Annotated in this window: 16 protein-coding genes and 1 tRNA gene; 6 read left to right on the plus strand and 11 right to left on the minus strand. The window is 73.9% G+C overall.

The features are described 5' to 3' along the window. The first annotated feature begins 5 nt into the window (after nt 1-5). The gene (locus ACZ407_RS10925; protein ID WP_468127374.1) at nt 6-1,013 is read left to right on the plus strand and encodes a PAC2 family protein; all 1,008 of its coding nucleotides are present in this window, start codon (nt 6-8) and stop codon (nt 1,011-1,013) included. A 118-nt stretch (nt 1,014-1,131) separates the two neighbouring features. Here ACZ407_RS10925 and mshC read toward each other — a convergent pair whose 3' ends face one another. From mshC to ACZ407_RS10945, 4 genes are all read right to left on the minus strand, one after another. Continuing rightward, nucleotides 1,132-2,361, minus strand: a complete 1,230-nt coding sequence (gene mshC, locus ACZ407_RS10930; RefSeq protein ID WP_468127376.1) for a cysteine--1-D-myo-inosityl 2-amino-2-deoxy-alpha-D-glucopyranoside ligase — start codon at nt 2,359-2,361, stop codon at nt 1,132-1,134. Between the two features lie 120 nt (nt 2,362-2,481). Beyond that, entirely contained in the window at nt 2,482-3,336 is an 855-nt protein-coding gene (locus tag ACZ407_RS10935) for an SCO1664 family protein (RefSeq protein WP_468127378.1), read from the minus strand. After that, on the minus strand, nt 3,333-3,923 hold the full coding sequence (locus ACZ407_RS10940; protein WP_468127380.1) for a DUF3090 domain-containing protein: 591 nt from the start codon (nt 3,921-3,923) through the stop codon (nt 3,333-3,335). Before ACZ407_RS10940 ends, ACZ407_RS10935 begins: the two co-directional genes overlap by 4 nt. Nucleotides 3,924-4,014: 91 nt before the next feature. Continuing rightward, nucleotides 4,015-4,722 (minus strand): histidine phosphatase family protein, encoded by a 708-nt coding sequence (locus ACZ407_RS10945; protein ID WP_468127382.1) that lies wholly within the window; start codon nt 4,720-4,722, stop codon nt 4,015-4,017. A gap of 55 nt (nt 4,723-4,777) precedes the next feature. Here ACZ407_RS10945 and ACZ407_RS10950 point away from each other — a divergent pair, with 55 nt between their 5' ends. Next, nucleotides 4,778-5,770, plus strand: a complete 993-nt coding sequence (locus tag ACZ407_RS10950; protein WP_468127384.1) for a magnesium and cobalt transport protein CorA — start codon at nt 4,778-4,780, stop codon at nt 5,768-5,770. Nucleotides 5,771-5,828: 58 nt separating this feature from the next. Here ACZ407_RS10950 and ACZ407_RS10955 read toward each other — a convergent pair whose 3' ends face one another. Both ACZ407_RS10955 and ACZ407_RS10960 read right to left on the minus strand, forming a co-directional pair. Further along, the gene (locus ACZ407_RS10955; protein WP_468127386.1) at nt 5,829-6,617 is read right to left on the minus strand and encodes a ferritin-like domain-containing protein; all 789 of its coding nucleotides are present in this window, start codon (nt 6,615-6,617) and stop codon (nt 5,829-5,831) included. A 259-nt stretch (nt 6,618-6,876) separates the two neighbouring features. Beyond that, nucleotides 6,877-7,926, minus strand: a complete 1,050-nt coding sequence (locus ACZ407_RS10960) for an LLM class F420-dependent oxidoreductase (protein WP_468127388.1) — start codon at nt 7,924-7,926, stop codon at nt 6,877-6,879. Between the two features lie 113 nt (nt 7,927-8,039). Here ACZ407_RS10960 and ACZ407_RS10965 point away from each other — a divergent pair, with 113 nt between their 5' ends. Next, the gene (locus tag ACZ407_RS10965; protein ID WP_468127390.1) at nt 8,040-9,032 is read left to right on the plus strand and encodes an aldo/keto reductase; all 993 of its coding nucleotides are present in this window, start codon (nt 8,040-8,042) and stop codon (nt 9,030-9,032) included. Continuing rightward, a complete protein-coding gene (locus ACZ407_RS10970) occupies nt 9,029-11,395 on the plus strand; it encodes a helix-hairpin-helix domain-containing protein (protein ID WP_468127391.1) in 2,367 nt (788 codons plus the stop codon). Before ACZ407_RS10965 ends, ACZ407_RS10970 begins: the two co-directional genes overlap by 4 nt. A gap of 84 nt (nt 11,396-11,479) precedes the next feature. Here ACZ407_RS10970 and ACZ407_RS10975 read toward each other — a convergent pair whose 3' ends face one another. After that, nucleotides 11,480-12,130 carry a hypothetical protein gene (locus ACZ407_RS10975; RefSeq protein WP_468127392.1) on the minus strand — a complete coding sequence of 217 codons (651 nt, stop codon included), beginning with the start codon at nt 12,128-12,130 and terminating at the stop codon, nt 11,480-11,482. Between the two features lie 47 nt (nt 12,131-12,177). Between ACZ407_RS10975 and ACZ407_RS10980 the strand changes: the two genes are divergently transcribed. Beyond that, nucleotides 12,178-12,366 carry a DUF5703 family protein gene (locus ACZ407_RS10980; RefSeq protein WP_468127393.1) on the plus strand — a complete coding sequence of 63 codons (189 nt, stop codon included), beginning with the start codon at nt 12,178-12,180 and terminating at the stop codon, nt 12,364-12,366. Nucleotides 12,367-12,427: 61 nt separating this feature from the next. Here the strand turns inward: ACZ407_RS10980 and ACZ407_RS10985 are convergent, their stop codons facing one another. From ACZ407_RS10985 to ACZ407_RS10995, 3 genes are all read right to left on the minus strand, one after another. Next, nucleotides 12,428-13,243 carry a chaplin gene (locus ACZ407_RS10985; RefSeq protein ID WP_468127395.1) on the minus strand — a complete coding sequence of 272 codons (816 nt, stop codon included), beginning with the start codon at nt 13,241-13,243 and terminating at the stop codon, nt 12,428-12,430. 150 nt (nt 13,244-13,393) lie between these two features. Continuing rightward, the gene (locus ACZ407_RS10990) at nt 13,394-13,627 is read right to left on the minus strand and encodes a chaplin (protein ID WP_468127584.1); all 234 of its coding nucleotides are present in this window, start codon (nt 13,625-13,627) and stop codon (nt 13,394-13,396) included. A 130-nt stretch (nt 13,628-13,757) separates the two neighbouring features. Continuing rightward, a complete protein-coding gene (locus ACZ407_RS10995) occupies nt 13,758-15,083 on the minus strand; it encodes a M20/M25/M40 family metallo-hydrolase (protein ID WP_468127397.1) in 1,326 nt (441 codons plus the stop codon). Nucleotides 15,084-15,256: 173 nt separating this feature from the next. Between ACZ407_RS10995 and ACZ407_RS11000 the strand changes: the two genes are divergently transcribed. Continuing rightward, a tRNA-Leu gene (locus ACZ407_RS11000) sits at nt 15,257-15,344 on the plus strand. A 157-nt stretch (nt 15,345-15,501) separates the two neighbouring features. Here ACZ407_RS11000 and ACZ407_RS11005 read toward each other — a convergent pair. After that, the gene (locus tag ACZ407_RS11005) at nt 15,502-16,971 is read right to left on the minus strand and encodes an amino acid permease (RefSeq protein ID WP_468127398.1); all 1,470 of its coding nucleotides are present in this window, start codon (nt 16,969-16,971) and stop codon (nt 15,502-15,504) included. Nucleotides 16,972-17,159 lie beyond the last annotated feature (188 nt).

The raw sequence follows: 17,159 nt of genomic DNA on the forward strand, positions 1-17,159 counted from the left end.
CCTGGGTGATCGAGCTTGAGGGCGTGCCCGAGCTGATCGACCCGGTCATGGTGGCCGCGTTCGAGGGCTGGAACGACGCGGGTGACGCGGCCTCCGGTGCGGTCGCGCACCTGGACCGGGAGTGGAAGGGCGAGGTCTTCGCGGCGCTGGACGCCGAGGACTACTACGACTTCCAGGTCAACCGCCCCACGGTGTGGCTGGACGGCGGAGTACGGAAGATCACCTGGCCGACGACGCGGTTGTCGGTGGTGCGCATCGGCGGGGCGAAGCCGCGCGACCTCGTACTGGTCCGCGGGATCGAACCGTCCATGCGCTGGCGGTCGTTCTGCAACGAGATCCTCGGATTCGCCCATGAACTGGGCGTCGAGATGGTGGTGATCCTGGGCGCCCTGCTGGGCGACACCCCGCACACGCGGCCGGTGCCGGTCAGCGGGGTCACCTCGGATCCGGATCTGGCCCGGACGCTGGATCTGGAGGAGACCCGGTACGAGGGTCCGACGGGCATCGTCGGGATCCTGCAGGAGGCCTGCACGCATGCCGGGGTGCCGGCGGTGTCGCTGTGGGCGGCGGTGCCGCACTACGTGTCGCAGCCGCCGAACCCGAAGGCGACGCTGGCCCTCCTGAACCGGCTGGAAGACCTCATCGACCTGCGGATCCCGCTGGGCGAGCTGCCCGAGGACGCACGTGCCTGGCAGCTGGGCGTGGACCAACTGGCCGCGGAGGACAGCGAGGTGGCGGAGTACGTCCAGACGCTGGAGGAGGCCCGGGACACCGCGGACCTGCCCGAGGCGTCCGGCGAGGCCATTGCGCGGGAGTTCGAGAGGTACCTGCGGCGCCGGGACGGCGGTCCGGGCCTGGCCACGGAGGGCGGGGACACCTCGTACCTGCGGGACACCTCGGGCGGCGGCCGGCCGCGGCCGCCGCGCCGCAAGTCCGGGGAGCCGCCGGAGTCCTCCGGGCCGGGTCCGGCTCAGGAGGAGCGGGGCGGCGAGGAGGAGAACCCGGACGGGTAGCCGTCCGGGAGGCCACGCGGCGGTGCCGGGTGGCGGGACATGCGGAAGGGGCCGGCGCCCGTGGGTGCCGGCCCCTTCCGCGTCTGCGGGTGCTGTGCTCCGGTTCGGCGGAGGGACCCTAGAGGGCCACGCCGAGGAGGGCGTCGACGGTACGGGAGACCAGGCCCGGCGCCGACTCGTCGGTGCCGCCCTCGCTCTCCTGGAGCTCCGTCCAGCGGTCCACGGCGGCCAGGGCCGCCGGGGCGTCGAGGTCGTTCGAGAGGGCCTCGCGGACCTCCTCGACGAGGGCGTCGGCGGAGGGGCCGTCGGGCCGGGAGACGGCCGCGCGCCAGCGTCCGAGGCGGGCCTCGGCGTCGGCGAGGACCTGGTCGGTCCACTCCCAGTCGGCCCGGTAGTGGTGGGAGAGCAGGGCGAGCCGGATCGCGACCGGGTCCACCCCGGCGCGGCGCAGCGCGGAGACGAAGACCAGGTTGCCCTTGGACTTCGACATCTTCTCGCCGTGCAGGGCGACCATGCCGGCGTGCACGTACGCCTTGGCCATGGGGAACTCGCCGGTCAGCACCTGGGCGTGCGAGGCGCCCATCTCGTGGTGCGGGAAGGCGAGGTCGGAGCCGCCGCCCTGGATGTCGAAGCCCATGCCCAGGTGGTCCAGGGCGATGGCCACGCACTCGATGTGCCAGCCGGGGCGGCCGCGGCCGAGGGAGGCCCCGTCCCAGCTGGGCTCGCCCTCGCGGGCGGCCATCCACAGCATCGGGTCGAGCGGGTTCTTCTTGCCCGGGCGGTCCGGGTCCCCGCCGCGCTCGGCGGACAGCAGGCGCATGGCCTCGGCGTCGAGGCCGGAGACCTTGCCGAAGTGGGCGTCGGACTCGACGGAGAAGTAGATGTCGCCTTCGAGCTCGTAGGCGGCGCCGGCGTCGCGGAGGCGTTCGACGAGGGGCACGATGCCGGGTATCGCCTCGACCGCGCCGATGTAGTGCCGGGGCGGGAGCATCCGCAGGGCGGTCATGTCCTCGCGGAACAGGGCGGTCTCGCGCTCGGCGAGCTCGGTCCAGTCCTGTCCGTCGCGCAGGGCCCGCTCCAGCAGCGGGTCGTCGACGTCGGTCACGTTCTGGACGTAGTGAACCTGACGCTTGGTGTCGAGCCACACGCGCTGAACGAGGTCGAACGCGTTGTAGGTCGCCGCGTGACCCATGTGGGTCGCGTCGTACGGGGTGATCCCGCAGACGTAGAGACGGGCGACGGGACCCGGGACGAGGGTGATCGTCCCCTGGGTCGCGGTGTCGTGGATCCGGAGGTCGCGGCCCTTGCCGGGCAGGGCGGGAACCTCAGAAGCTGGCCAGGCATGCATGCCTTGAGCCTAACCGGACGGATGTTCCGGAAACGAACCGGATGGCCACTGTTGGCTTGTTCCGCGCTCTTGCGGATCTGCCGCGGGTGTGCATTGCCCCGGTCCGGGCTGCGCTGCACGTCAGACGGGGGGCCAGGGGATCGAGGGCCACTGCCCGGAGGGCTGCGGGTGCCGCCCGGTGCGCAGCAGCTGCGCCACCCGGGCGCGTACGGCGGCCAGCTCGGCGGCGGTGATCAGTTCGCCCAGCCGGGTGGCCAGCGGGGTGCCCTCGCCGAGGGCCTCGGCGAGGGCGGCGAGCACGGTGCGGGCCTCGTCGGTCAGCGGCTCGCCGGCCCAGCCCCACAGGAGGGTGCGCAGCTTGTCCTCGGTGTGGAAGGTCACGCCGTGGTCGATGCCGTAGAGCCGGCCGCCGGAGGCGGGCAGCAGGTGGCCGCCCTTGCGGTCGCCGTTGTTGATCACGGCGTCGAGGACGGCGAGGCGGCGCAGCCGGTCGTCGTCGGCGTGCACGAGCAGTGCGGTGCGGCCCTCCCCCACCTCGGCGAAGGCCACGGGCCGCCAGCCCGCGCCGGCCTCTTCCCCTTCGACCAGGGCGAGGAGGCCGGTCCCGGGGGCTGCCGGGTCCTCCGGGGCGCGTTCGATCCACTGCTGGACCATGCCCTCGCCGTAGGGGCCGTCGCGCAGGACGGTCGGCGGGACCAGGTCCCAGCCGGTGGCCTGCGAGAGCAGGTAGGCGGCCACCTCGCGGCGGGCCAGGTTGCCGTCGGGGAAGTCCCACAGCGGCCGCTCCCCCGCGACGGGCTTGTAGACGCAGTCGGCGCTCGTCCCGTCCAGGGTGACGGTGCAGCGCAGCACCGCGTTGGAGGCCTCGGCGATGCGGCCGAGCACCGCCAGCTCCCCGCGGGCGAGGAGTTCCTCGGTGTCCACTGCGTTCCTCGTCACCCTGCGCTCCCCCGTCGTACCGGCTTCCCCGCTCACGCCCCGCGCCGGTAGCCGTTCTGGCGGGGGCAGACATGGCCGTCCGGGTCCAGCGGCAGGCTGCACAGCGGGCAGGGCGGGCGGCCGGCGTTGACCACGTCCAGGGCCCGCTTGGCGAAGGCGCGGGCCTGGGCGCCGGTGAGGCGGACCCGCAGCATGGGCGGGCCGTTCTCCTCGTCCTGGAGGAGGCGCTCCTCGGCCTCGGCGAGGTCCTCCTCGGACTCCGCGTCGAGTTCGACGAGGGCCTGGGCCTCCACGATCATGCGCTGTTCCTCGCCGTCCCAGGCGAGGGCCATGGTGCCGACGCGGAACTCCTCGTCCACGGGGACCTCGAGGGGGGCGGTGTCCCCGGCCTCGGCGGGGGCGACGGCCGGCACCGGGGCGTTGCCGCCGGTGCGCCGGACCACCTCGTCGAGGAGCTCGTCCATGCGCTCGGCCAGCGCCGCGACCTGGGTCTTCTCCAGGGAGACACTGGTGACGCGGGTGCCCGAGGAGGCCTGGAGGAAGAACGTACGGCGTCCAGGCAGGCCGACCGTGCCGGCCACGAAGCGGTCCGGCGGGTCGTAGAGGAACACCTGACGTGGCACGTCCAGTCTCCAGATGTGTCGGCTGCGGGGGGCGGGGCGGTGCGGGCGGTGCGGCTCGTGCCCGGCGTATCCACCCTACTGCGCTGTTCGATCACGCCGCGCCCGCAGCACCCCCGACGACCGCGTTCCCGCCATTCTCGGCCGTTTCGGCTCCCCCGGCGGGCTCGCGGGGGGCCAGGGAGGAGAGGTCGCCGGTGTCGCCGAGGCGCAGCAGGAAGGGGCGCAGCGGGGTGTAGCGCAGGACCGTGACCGAGCAGGGCTCGACGGAGATCCGCTGGAAGAGGTCGAGGTGCATGCCGAGGGCGTCGGCGACGAGGGACTTGATGATGTCCCCGTGCGAGCACATGAGCCACAGCGCACCGCTGCCGTGCTCCTCCTCGATGCGGGTGTTCCAGTCGCGTACGGCCTCCACGGCGCGGTGCTGCATGGCGCGCATGGACTCGCCGCCCGGGAAGGCGGCGTTGGAGGGGTGCTGCTGGACCGTCTTCATGAGCGGCTCGTCGGCGAGTTCGGAGAGTTTGCGGCCCGACCAGTCGCCGTAGTGGCATTCGCCGATGCGCTCGTCGGTGTGCAGGGGCAGTCCGGGGCGGTCGGCCAGCAGCGGGGCGAGGGTCTCCCGGCAGCGCTGGAGGGGGCTGCTGACGGCTGCGGCCAGGGGCAGGCCGGCGAGGCGTCCGGGCAGGGCGGCGGCCTGCCCGAGCCCGGTCTCGTCGAGCGCGACCCCGGGGGTCCAGCCGGCGAGCAGCCCGGCGGTGTTGGCGGTGGAGCGTCCGTGCCGTACGAGGATCAGCGTGGCCATGGCGCCCAGGGTAGGCGGTGCGGCCCCCGTGCGGGCGGGCGGGCGGCAGGGAAGAATGCCGGGCGTGATTGTGGACTGTGCGATTTACCGGGACGGCGCCCGGGTGCCGGGTCCGGCGGACTTCTCGGACGCCCTGGACGAGGCGCGGGCGTCGGGGGACGCCTTCCTGTGGATCGGGGTGCACGAGCCGACCGAGGAGGAGTTCGCGCTCGTCAGCAGTGAGTTCGGGCTGCATCCGCTGGCGGTGGAGGACGCGCTGACGGCCCATCAGCGGCCGAAGCTGGAGGTGTACGACGACTCGCTGTTCGTGGTGCTCAAGCCGGTGCTGTACGACGAGGACTCGGACACGGTCGCGGCGGGCGAGCTGATGGTGTTCATAGGGGATTCGTTCGTGGTGACGGTGCGGCACGGTCCGGGTGCCCCGCTGGCCGCGGTGCGGCGGCGGCTGGAGGAGGACCCGGAGGTGCTGCGGCAGGGGCCGACGGCGGTCCTGTACGCCGTGAGCGACGCGGTGGTGGACCACTACATCGAGGTCGCGGGCGAGCTCCAGTCGGACCTGGAGCAGCTGGAGGCGGACGTGTTCGCCCCGCGGGAGGCGGACCGGAAGGGCACGGCGGCGCGGATCTACGGGTTCAAGCGGCAGGTGCTGGAGTTCCGGCGGGCCACGAACCCGCTGGCGCTGCCGATGGCGCGGCTGGCGGGCACGGGGGTGCCCTTCGTGCACGAGCGGGCCCGGCCGTTCTTCCGCGACGTGGCCGACCACCTGTCCAAGGCGAACGAGTACGTGGAGGGGCTGGACCGGCTGCTGTCGGACGCGCTGTCGGCCCACCTGGCGCAGGTGGGGGTGAGGCAGAACGACGACATGCGGCAGATCTCCGCGTGGGCGGCGATGGCGGCGGTGCCGACGATGGTGGCGGGGATCTACGGCATGAACTTCGACCACATGCCGGAGAAGCACTGGGTGTGGGCGTATCCGGCGGTGCTGGTGGTGATGGCGGGCGCGGTGCTCGCGCTGCACCGGATGTTCAAGCGCCGCGGCTGGCTGTGAGGCGGCGGCCGGGTCGCGGGGCGGCCGGGTTGCGGGGCGCCGGCCGGACGCGGCCGGCTCAGGCGAACTCGGCGGCGGTGACGGCCGGTCCGCCCAGGGCGTCCCGGCGCTCCGGCATGCGCAGGCCCACCGCCCGGTGCCAGCCGGCGAACCGCTCCCAGGCGTACGTGCCGCGGATCCCGGCGCGCAGGACCGCGGACTTCGCCGCGGGCCACTCCAGCAGGCGGCCCATGTGGGCCATCACGGCGAGGCTGACGTCGCGGTAGATGCCGATCTCGGCGAGGGCGCTCTCGCGCAGCACCCGCTGGATCGTGCGGCCGTGGCCCTGGCCGGCGAGCCGCAGCAGCTCCTCGTGGCAGTAGGCGAGGTGGTTGTCCTCGTCGTTGCTGATCATGCGGATGGCCTTGCCGAGCTCGGGGTGGTCCCCGAAGTTCCGCACGAGCATGTCCATCTGGTCGGCGGCCCGCTGTTCGGTGACGCGGCTGTGGGCGAGGTAGACGACGATGTCCTCCTCGGTCAGCGGCTCGTCCGCGCGCAGCTTGGCGTGCGGCAGCCCGATGCCGCTGCGCTCCAGGATCATCGTGTAGTCGGTCTCCGGGGGCACCGGTACGGGCGGCAGGCCGCGCTTCCTGAGGAGGGCGTTGAAGATCCGGCCGTGCTTGTCCTCGTCGGCCCCGTGCCGGGTGATCTTCGGGGCGAGGTGCGCCATGGTGGGCGGCACGAGGGCGGCGATCCGGGCGTTCTCCCAGCCGCCCTGCGACTCGCCGCTCGCCGCGATGGAGCAGAAGAGCTGGAAGGAGCCGTCGTCGTCGACGATCTCCTGGAACAGGCTTCGGGCCGAGAGCATGAATCGCCACCTCCTACGGACCCCCTGCGACCGAGTGAACGGCGCATCGGCACGGCGGGCAACCGTGGGGGCGCCCCGCTGCGCCGAACGGCGGAACGGAAGGAGCGGCCGCCGGGGCGTAACCCCGCGGGCCCGGAAGGCGTTGTTGGCGGTGACGGCCGTGGCGGGGAAGACCCCCCGAGCCCCCACCACGGCCGCTGGGGCAGGGCCGGCCGCCGGACCGGGAGTCCGGCGGCCGGGGTGGGCGCAAGCCCGGCCCTCAGGCCAGGCCGGCGAGCTCCAGGGCCTCGACACCGGCCCGCAGGGCGGCCAGCCGCTCCTCGCGGGTGAAGCCCGCCGGGGCCAGGGTCAGGGTGGTGACCCCGGCCTCGGCGTAGGCCTTCATGCCGTCGGCGATCCGCTCGACGGAGCCGAGCAGGGTGGTCGAGTCGATGAGGCGGTGCGGGACGGCGGCCGCGGCGCCCGCCTTGTCCCCGGCCAGGTACTTGTCCTGGATCTCGGCGGCTTCCTTCTCGTAGCCCATCCGCTGGGCGAGCTGGTTGTAGAAGTTCTGCTTCCGGCTGCCCATGCCGCCCACGTAGAGGGCGGTGTACGGGCGGAACATGTCGGCGAGGCCGGGGACGTCCGCGCCGACGGCCAGCGGCACGGTCGGGCAGACGTCGAAGCCCTCCATCGTCTTGCCGGCCTTCTCGCGGCCCGCCCGGATGTGGGTGAGGGCGGTGGCCTCCAGGTGCTCGGCGGCCGGGAAGATGAGCAGGGCGCCGTCGGCGATCTCGCCGGTCTGCTCCAGGTTCCTGGGGCCGATGGCGGCGATGTAGAGCGGGATGTACTCGCGCTCGGGGTGCACCGTCAGCTTGATCGGCTTGCCCGGGCCGCCGGGCAGCGGCAGGGTCCAGTGCTCGCCCTCGTAGCTGAGCCGTTCGCGGGTCATGGCCTTGCGGACGATCTCGACGTACTCGCGGGTGCGGGCCAGCGGCTTGTCGAACCTGATCCCGTACCAGCCCTCGGAGACCTGGGGGCCGGAGACGCCGAGGCCGAGGCGGAAGCGGCCGCCGGAGAGCGAGTCGAGGGTGGCCGCGGTCATCGCGGTCATGGCGGGCTGGCGGGCCGGGATCTGCATGATCGCGGAGCCGATGTCGATGCGCTCGGTCTGCGCGGCCACCCAGGACAGGACGGTGGGGGCGTCCGATCCGTACGCCTCCGCGGCCCAGCAGACGTCGTAGCCGATGCGGTCGGCCTCCTGGGCGACGGCGAGGTTGTCGGCGTCCATGCCCGCACCCCAGTAGCCGAGATTGATGCCGAGCCGCATGTCGTCCCCTTACCGCTGTACCGATGATGGTGTACCGATGAGTAACGTCGGTCTGCGCGGGACTCTAGCGCGCCCGGACGCCATCCGGCAGGGCCCCAGTAGTCTCAGCGCTCATGGAGCAGAGGCATCTCGGCCGGACGGGCCTGCGTGTGTCCAGGATCGGTCTCGGCACCCTCACCTGGGGCCAGAGTCCCGGGGGCACGGCCGAGTCCGACGCGGCCGAGCAGCTGAAGGTCTTCTGGGAGGCGGGCGGCACCCTCGTCGACACGGCCGACGTGTACGCGGGCGGGGACGCGGAATACCTGCTGGGCCAGCTGGTGGGCGGGCTGGTGCCCCGCCGCGACCTGGTGATCTCGACCAAGGCGGGCACCGTGCGCGACCGGGAGCGGCGCAGCGACGGCTCGCGCGGGCACCTGCTGGCGGCGCTGGACGCCTCGCTGGACCGGCTGGGCACGGACTACGTGGACCTGTGGCAGGTCCACGCCTTCGATCCGCACACCCCGCTGGAGGAGACCCTCCAGGCCCTGGACCTCGCCGTGAGCAGCGGCCGGGCCCGCTATGCCGGAGTGGCCGGTTTCAGCGGCTGGCAGCTGGCGAAGGCGGCGACCTGGCAGCTGGCGGCGCCCGGGGTGCGGACCCGGCTGGCCGGTACGCAGATGGAGTACTCGCTGCTCCAGCGGGGCGTGGAGCGGGAGGTGCTGCCGGCCGCGCTGGACCTGGGGGTGGGGCTGCTGCCCGCGTCCCCGCTGGGCCGCGGGGTGCTGACGGGCAAGTACCGGGACGGGGTGCCGCCGGGCTCGCGCGGGGATTCGGAGCTGCTGTCCGGGTTCGTGGCCCCGTACCTGGACGACACGGCGCGGCGGATCGTGGACGCGGTGGCGACGGCGGCGCACGGGCTGGCCGTGACACCCCTTCAGGTGGCGCTGGCGTGGGTGCGCGACCGCCCCGGGGTGGCCGCGCCGCTGGTCGGGGCGCGCACGGCGGCGCAGCTCGCGGAGGCGCTGTCGGTGGAGGCCCTTAGTCTTCCCGAGGAGATCTGCCGGGCGCTGGACGACGTGTCGGCCCCCGTGCACCGCTATCCCGACCAGGACTGGAGCACGTTGTGAGTACGGAACGCACCGAAGGCACGGAGAGCGGCACCGGGGAGGCGGCGCGCCCGGCCGCCCCGTCCGAAGGTGCGGACCCGGGCGCCCCGGCGGCCGCGGCGGATCCGGCGGCTGCGGACGCGGCCGTGACCGCGGAGGCCGGGACCGCGGAGCCCGAGAGCCCGCAGACCGACGGGGCGGAGCACGACGAGGCGGAGGACGACGGGGCGGAGCACGCCGGGGCCGAGGACACGGACGCGGACGGGTCGGCGGACGCGCCCGAGGACGCCGCCGGTGCCGCCGGGAGCGCGGACGCGGACGGGGCTGCCGCGGACGGGGACGGCGGTGCGGCCGCGGCGCGGAGCGAGGCGGAGGCCGAGCTGGCGGCGCAGAAGGTGGAGCGGGAGCGGATCGAGCGGCGCAAGGCCGAGCGCACGGCGCCGATCGAGGCCGGGGCGAAGCTGAGCGGTACCGCCGCCGATCTGCTGGCCGCCGTACGGGCGGTGGAGAGCGGGAAGCAGCCGGAGACCCGGTCCTTCGACGGGCGGCAGGCGCCGGCGCCGCGCCGGGTGGCCGCGCCGGCGGCGCCGGCCCCGCGTCCGGCCCCCGTCCGGCCCGCCCCCGCCCCGGCCCCCGCCGGCGACCTCGTGGCCGCCGTGGGCGCGGTCCTCGCCGCCGGCGGGGCCCCGCCCGCGCTGGCGGCCCCGGCCGCCGCCGTGCTCGGCGAGGGGGCGGCGGAGGTGCTGCGGCAGGACCCGTGGCGGCTGCTGGAACTGCCCGGGGTGCGGCCCTCGCAGGCCGACGGGTTCGCACGGGCCCTGCTGGGCCCGGAGTGCGGCCCGGACGACGAGCGCCGGTCCGTGGCCCTCGTCGGCTGGCTGCTCGCACAGGCCGCGCTGAAGGGGCACACCGCGCTGGAGGCCCCGGTGCTGACCGGCGCGCTCGGCCGGTACGGGGTACCCGACGCGGACGGTGCACTGGAGGCGGCCATCGCGGACGGCGCGGTGCTGGTGTTCCAGGAGGGCGGTGAGGAACCGGCCGGCGGGGAAGGGCAGGAGCCGGAGGAGGACGGGGAGCCGGCCGGGCCGGTCCGGGTCCTGGTGGGCCTGGAGGGCCACGCCCTGGCGGAGGAGAGCCTGGCGGACGGCCTGGCCCGCCTGCTGAACGCTTTCGGCAAGGACGGCGGGGACGAGCCGGACTGGCAGCAGGCCGCGGCGGCGGCCCCGAACCCCTCCGCGGCGGAGCTGGTCCGGGCCGCGGCCGGGCACGGCCTGGTGGCGCACACCGGGTCGGAGGCGGCCCGGGCCGAGCCGCTGGCCCTGGTGGCGGCGGCCCGCGGTCTGGGGTTGCGTGCGTACGCGGCGGTGCACACCGCCGATGCCCGGGAGCGGGCCGCCGCGGTGCTGCCCGCCGGGGCGGCCGTGACGGTGGCCGGGCTGCTGGACGGCTCGGAAGGGCCGGGCCGGGATGCCGAGGGCGCCTTCGCCCTGGACCTGCTCGCCGTGCTCGACGCCCCGCAGCTGGACGTGGACGGGGCGGCGGCGCTGGTGGAGTCGGTGCCGGACGGGGCCCGGCTGGTGCTCAGCGGGGATCCCGCCGTGCTGGGTTCGGCGGGCCCGGGGCGGGTGTTCGGCGATGTGCTGGCCGCCCGCATCTGCCCGGTGCTGGCCTCGCGGACCCCGGACCCGGGGCCGCTCGGCGAGCTGGTCTCGGGCATCGGCATCGGCGAGCTGGCCCAGGTGGACGCCCCGGGCAAGGAGGTCGTGATCGTCCCGGTGCGCGATGCCGGGGAGGCCGTGCACCGCACGGTGCAGCTGGTCGCGGACTCGGTGCCGCGGGCCTTCGGCATCGAGCCGGGCCTCACCCAGGTGATCACTCCGGGGCACGGCGGCGCCGCGGGCACCCGCGCGCTCAACGCGGCCCTGAAGGAGCGCCTGAACCCCGGACCCGGCCGGTTCGGCGGCTTCGACCCCGGCGACCGGATCGTGTACGTGCCGGCCCCCGGGCGGGCCCTGGCGGGCCGGGTGGTGTCCGCCGACGCGGCCGGGCTGCACCTGGAGTGCGCGGGGCGGCCGGTGGTGGTCCCGAAGGAGCAGGTGGAGACGGCGGTCCGGCACGGCTGGGCGGTGACCGCCCACCAGGCGGCCGGGTCCCGCTGGCCGGCCGTGGTGGCCGTACTGCCGGGGGATGCGGCGGACGCGCTGGCGCGGGACTGGGTGTACACGGCGTTCGGCCGCGCCGAGCGGCACCTGTCGGTGGTGCACGGGGTGGACCAGGCCCTGCCGCGGGCCGTGGCGGAGATCCCGGCCCGGCCCCGCACCACCCGCCTGGCAGACCTCCTGCGCTCCCTGGCGGCCGCGGCCGCGGCGGAGCCGACGGCCTGATCCCGCGCCGGACCGGGCCGGTCGTGACGGCGCCCGGCCGGTCCTCCTCGGGGAGGGCGGCCGGGCGCGGTGGCGGCGGGCGGGTCAGTCGCGGTCGGCGCCGAGGATGTCGTGCGCCTCGTCGTAGTCGTCGGTGCCTTCGTCGAAGACGGAGCTGAACTCGAAGCGGTGCAGGATGCGCTCGGGGTCGGTGTGCTCGAAGGGCTTGTTGAGCCACTCTCCGGGTTCGGCGGGCTCCTCCGCGGTCGCGATCCAGAGGGTGGAGTCGCCTTCCTCCAGTCCGAACTCCTGGTGCCGGGAGGCGATTTCGTCCGGTTCGTACTCGTTGAAAAGGACTCCGAGGGCCTCGGCGGTGCCGGTGGTGTCCGCCGGGTGGTCCAGGTCGGGATCGGCGGCGGCGACCAGCTCGGCCTGGGCCACCAGCCGCTTCGGTTCCAGCACGACGTAGTCGCGGCGGATCAGCACGCTGAAGACCCCCGGCTCGGCCGGGCCGGCGTAGCGCGCGCTGTCCTCGCCCGCCGGGATCTCGAAGGGCGTGACCTCGTCGTAGCGGTCGTAGAGGAGTTCGTCGTACTCCTCGGCGGCCGCGGCGAGTTCGTTGAACGCGGAGTACACGGCCGGGTCGTCGTCCCCGGTCCTGCGCTCGACCGCCGCCAGGTGACGGTCCAGCGCGGCTTTGACCGCCTCGGCGGCGGCGCGTACCTCGGCAGCGGTGGGCTGAGCGGCATCAGACATAGTGCAGACGCTATCCGTACCGGGTCGGTGCGCGCACAATAGATGCGATGCCGGAATACGAATTTGTCGACGTGTACGTGCCCCGCGGTGTGACACGCAAGGAGGCCGCCCGTCTGCTGACCGAACATGCCGAGTACGGCCACTGGGAACTGGACCGGCTGACGCTGCGCCGTGACGGCAGCCGCCGGGTGCGGCTGCGCCGCCGCATCATCCGCCAGCTCCGCGCCACGTGGTGAGGGGCCGGGGCCCGGGCGGTCTGCCCGGGCCCCGGCCCCTCACGGCCTGCGGCGGAGTCCGTCAGGCTGCGGCGCGGGCGCGCCGGTAGAGCACCGCCCCGGCGAGCAGCATGCCCCCGCCGAGGGGCAGGACGACCCCGAGGGCGCCGTCGGAGCCGGTGCGCGCCAGCACGCCGCCCCCGGCCTCGGCCCGGGCCCGGGAGTCACCGCCGTGCGTGCCCGAGGGCCCCGGGTGGCCGGGCGTACCGGGCTGGGCCGGCTTCCCCGGGTGGCCGGGCTGTCCGGGGTGCCCCGGCTGGCCCGGCTGCCCCGGCTTCCCGGGAGTGCCCGGCTTGCCCGGCTCGCCGGGGTGTCCCGGCTTGCCCGGAGTCCCGGGGTGACCGGGCTTCCCCGGAGTGCCGGGGTGTCCCGGCTTCCCGGGCTCCCCCGGGTGCCCCGGCTTGCCCGGCTTCGCGTGGCCGTCGTTCGCGCACTCGTTGCCGAGGGCGGGGTTCAGGATCCCCACCACGGAGACCGAGTTCCCGCAGGCGTTGACCGGCACCTGGACCGGGGCCTGGACGGTGTTGCCGGAGCCGATGCCCGGCGAGTTGCGGGTGCCCCCCTCGGCGTGCGCGCCGGGCCGGCCGTGGCCGCCCCCCTCGTTCGCGCAGTGGTTGCCGAAGGCGGGGTTCAGGATCCCGACCACCGAGACGGTGTTCCCGCAGGCGTTCACCGGTACGTGGACCGGGGCCTGGACGGTGTTGCCGGACAGCACGCCCGGCGAGTCCGACGATCCTCCGGCGGCGCCGGCGTCGGCCTGTGCGTATCCCCCACCGAGAGCGAGGACACCCCCTGCGGCCGCCATGGTGATCAGCGTCTTCCTGGTGACCTGTCGCATGTGCTCGTAACCCCCTGATGTTTTGGTGCATGCACCGGCGCACGTGCTCCCCTGCCCGTACGCCGAAGAAAGCCCCGGCACCCCGGAGCGCTGGAGGCGCTCCGGGGGCCGGGGGCTCAGACCCTCGTGAGGGTGCGGATCCGCATCGGATCAGGCGTTCACGCAGGTGTTGCCGAAGGCCGGGTTGAGCAGGCCGATCACGTTGACCGTGTTGCCGCACACGTTCACCGGAACGTGGACGGGGACCTGCACGACGTTGCCGGACAGCACGCCGGGGGAGCCGATGGCGGCACCCTGCGCACCGGCGTCGGCGGCAGCCAGACCCGCACCCGCGAGGACCAGGCCACCGGTGGCAGCCGCGACGGCGGCAACCTTCTTGATCATCATTCCTCCTAGTAGGCAATGCGGTCCCAGCCGCGGACCGCACCACCTGTAACGAGGAGTTCGCACCAGGGCTACGAGCGTATGAGCGCATTCACTCTTCCCAGTGGATTGCGCACACCTGCCCGAGGTTTCAGCAGTTGTCGATGAATCGGTCCAGTACGCGCACGCCGAACTTCAGGCCGTCCACCGGCACCCGCTCGTCCACTCCGTGGAACATCCCGGCGAAGTCCAGCTCGGGCGGCAGCTGGAGCGGCGCGAAGCCGAAGCAGCGGATGCCGAGGTCGTCGAAGGACTTGGCGTCGGTGCCCCCGGAGAGCATGTACGGGACCGCCCGGGCGATCGGGTCCTCGGCCACCAGGGCCGTCTGCATGGCATCGACCAGACGGCCGTCGAAGCCGGTCTCCAGCGCCTTGTCGGCGTGCACGTCCTCGCGGCGGACCCGCGGACCGAGCAGCCGGTCCAGCTCGGAGAGGAACTCCTGCTCGTAGCCGGGCAGGAAGCGGCCGTCCACGTGCGCCACGGCCTCGCCGGGGATCACGTTGACCTTGTAGCCGGCGCCGAGCATGGTCGGGGCGGCCGAGTTGCGCAGGGTGGCGCCCACCATCTTGGCGATGCCGCCGAGCTTGGCCAGGGTCTCGTCCATGTTCTCGGGGTCGAGCTCGGTGCCGAGCGCGTCCGAGAGCTCGTCCAGGAAGGACCGGACCGTCTTGGTGACCCGTACCGGCCAGGTGTGGCGGCCCAGCCGGCCCACCGCCTCGCACAGCTCGGTGATCGCGTTGTCGTTGTTGATCATGGAGCCGTGGCCCGCGGTGCCCTCCACCGTGAGCCGCATCCAGTGCATGCCCTTCTGGGCGGTCTCCACCAGGTAGAGGCGCAGGTTCTCGTTGACGGTGAACGAGAAGCCGCCGACCTCGCCGATGGCCTCGGTGACCCCGTCGAACAGGCCCCGGTGCTTGTCGACCAGGTGCCGGGCCCCGTAGGTCCCGCCCGCCTCCTCGTCCGCGAGGAAGGCCAGCACGATGTCCCGCGGGGGCTTGCGGCCGCTGCGCAGCCGGTCCCGTACGACCGCGAGGGTCATCGCATCCATGTCCTTCATGTCCACGGCGCCCCGGCCCCAGACGCAGCCGTCGGCCACCTCTCCGGAGAAGGGGTGGTGCGTCCAGTCGGCCGCGTTCGCCGGGACCACGTCGGTGTGCCCGTGGATGAGCAGTGCGGGGCGGGAGGGGTCCTCGCCCTCGATGCGGGCGACGGTGGAGGCGCGGCCCTGGTGCGACTCGATGATCTGCGGGTCGAGCCCCACCTCCGCGAGCTTCTCCGCGACGTACTCCGCGGCCTTCCGCTCGCCGGGGCCGGAGTGGTCCCCGTAGTTGCTGGTGTCGATGCGGATCAGTTCGCTGCAGAGTCCGACGACCTCGTCCTCGCCCGCCAGGGTCCGGCCCGTGCTCGAATCACTCACGCTGGTTCCTCCCGTTCGTCAGCCGTTCTCACGGTCTCCCCCATCCTCGCTTCCCGGCGGCCTCCACCCAAGGCCCGTCTCCGCCGGTCAGGGGGTGTGATCGAGGCACTCCGAAACCCTGGTAATGTTCTCTTCGTCGGAGCGGCCCGGAAGGGACGCGAGACAGACACCTTGTCCGGGTGGCGGAATGGCAGACGCGCTAGCTTGAGGTGCTAGTGCCCTTTATCGGGCGTGGGGGTTCAAGTCCCCCCTCGGACACCACGGGAGAGACCCCGGCTTCGGCCGGGGTCTTTCGCGTTTCCGCGGGCCGCGTTCCCCGGGCCGTGCTTCCCGGCCGCGGGCGGCGTACGCGTCCGGACGTGCCGGAAGGCCGGGCGCCGCGGTGCGCCCGGCCTTCCGGGAGGGGTACGGCGGGGGGTCAGCCGGCGTCGCGCTCCCCCGCGGCCAGGGCTGCCACCCGGTTGCGGACCAGGAACCAGCCGCCGACCAGGGCTGCGGCGATCAGGGGCAGCAGCATGACGGTGGTGCGGCCGACCCCGCCGTCGCACCACATCAGGACGAGCACGGCCACCAGGAAGACCAGGGTGGCGATCTGCGTGTACGGGGCCCAGGGCAGGCGGTAGCCGGGGCGGGTGACCCGGCCGTCCTGGGCGCGGCGCCAGAACAGCAGGGAGCAGACCATGACCATGGCCCAGGTGCCCAGGATGCCGATGGAGGCGAGGTTGAGGACGATCTCGAAGGCCTCGCCCGGCATCCAGTAGTTGAGGCCGACGCCCGCGACGCCGAAGGCCGCGGTGAAGAGCACGCCGCCGTAGGGGACCTTGCCCTTGTTCATGCGGGCGGTGAACTTCGGCGCCGAGCCGGCCATGGCCATCGAGCGCAGGATCCGGCCGGTGGAGTACAGGCCGGAGTTGAGCGAGGACAGGGCCGCGGTGAGCACGACGAGGTTCATGACGCCGGCGGCGCCGGGGACGCCCAGCTTGTCGAAGACGGTGACGAACGGGCTCTGGTCGGCCGAGTACGCGGTGTAGGGCAGCAGCAGCGCGAGCAGGACCACCGAGCCGACGTAGAAGACGCCGACGCGCCACATGATCGAGTTGATGGCCTTGGGCATGATCTTCTCGGGGTTCTCGGTCTCGCCGGCGGCGACGCCGCAGAGCTCGACGGAGGCGTACGCGAAGACCACGCCCTGGATGACCAGGAGCATGGGCAGGACGCCGGACGGGAAGAGCCCGCCGTTGTCGGTGACGGAGCCGAGGCCCGGGGTGTGGCCGTCGATCGGGTGCCCGGTCGCGACCAGGTAGATGCCGACGAGCATGAAGGCGACCAGGGCGGCGACCTTGACGATGGAGAACCAGAACTCCATCTCGCCGAAGTAGCGCACCGAGATCAGGTTGGCGGCGAGGACCACGGACAGGGCGATCAGCGCGAGGAGCCACTGCGGTACGTCGGTGAACAGCGACCAGAAGTGGGCGTACGTCGCGGCCGCGGTGATGTCGGCCACGGTGGTCGTGGACCAGTTGAGGAAGTACAGCCAGCCGGCGGTGTACGCGCCCTTCTCGCCCATGAACTCGCGCGCGTAGCTGACGAAGGCGCCGGAGGAGGGCCGGTACAGGACCAGCTCGCCGAGGGCGCGCACCACGAAGAAGGCGAAGACTCCGCAGACCGCGTACGCGATCGCGAGCGAGGGGCCGGCGCCGGCCAGGCGGCCGCCCGCGCCGAGGAAGAGGCCGGTGCCTATCGCCCCGCCGATCGCGATCATGTTGATGTGGCGGGACTTCAGGTCCTTGCTGTAGCCCTCGTCGCCGGCATCGACGTGCGGGGACGCGGCTGCGGCCCGGTCGGTGCCGGACGGCTGTCCGGCCTCGGTCAGGGTGCGGTCACTCATGTAGGACGCCTTCGTGGGTGGAACGGGCAGCTCCGGGCGGCGCGCAGCAGGCCTGGGTGTGCCCGTTCCGCGCCGGAGGCGGGGGGGGGGGGGGGGGGGCGCCCCCCCCCCTCCCGGGGGCCCCCCCCCTGTTGCCCGAGTCTACGCCGGGCGGGGGGACCCAGGGAAGGTGGAGTTGGCCACAAAAC

The sequence above is a fragment of the Streptomyces sp. NPDC030809 genome (genome assembly GCF_055572195.1).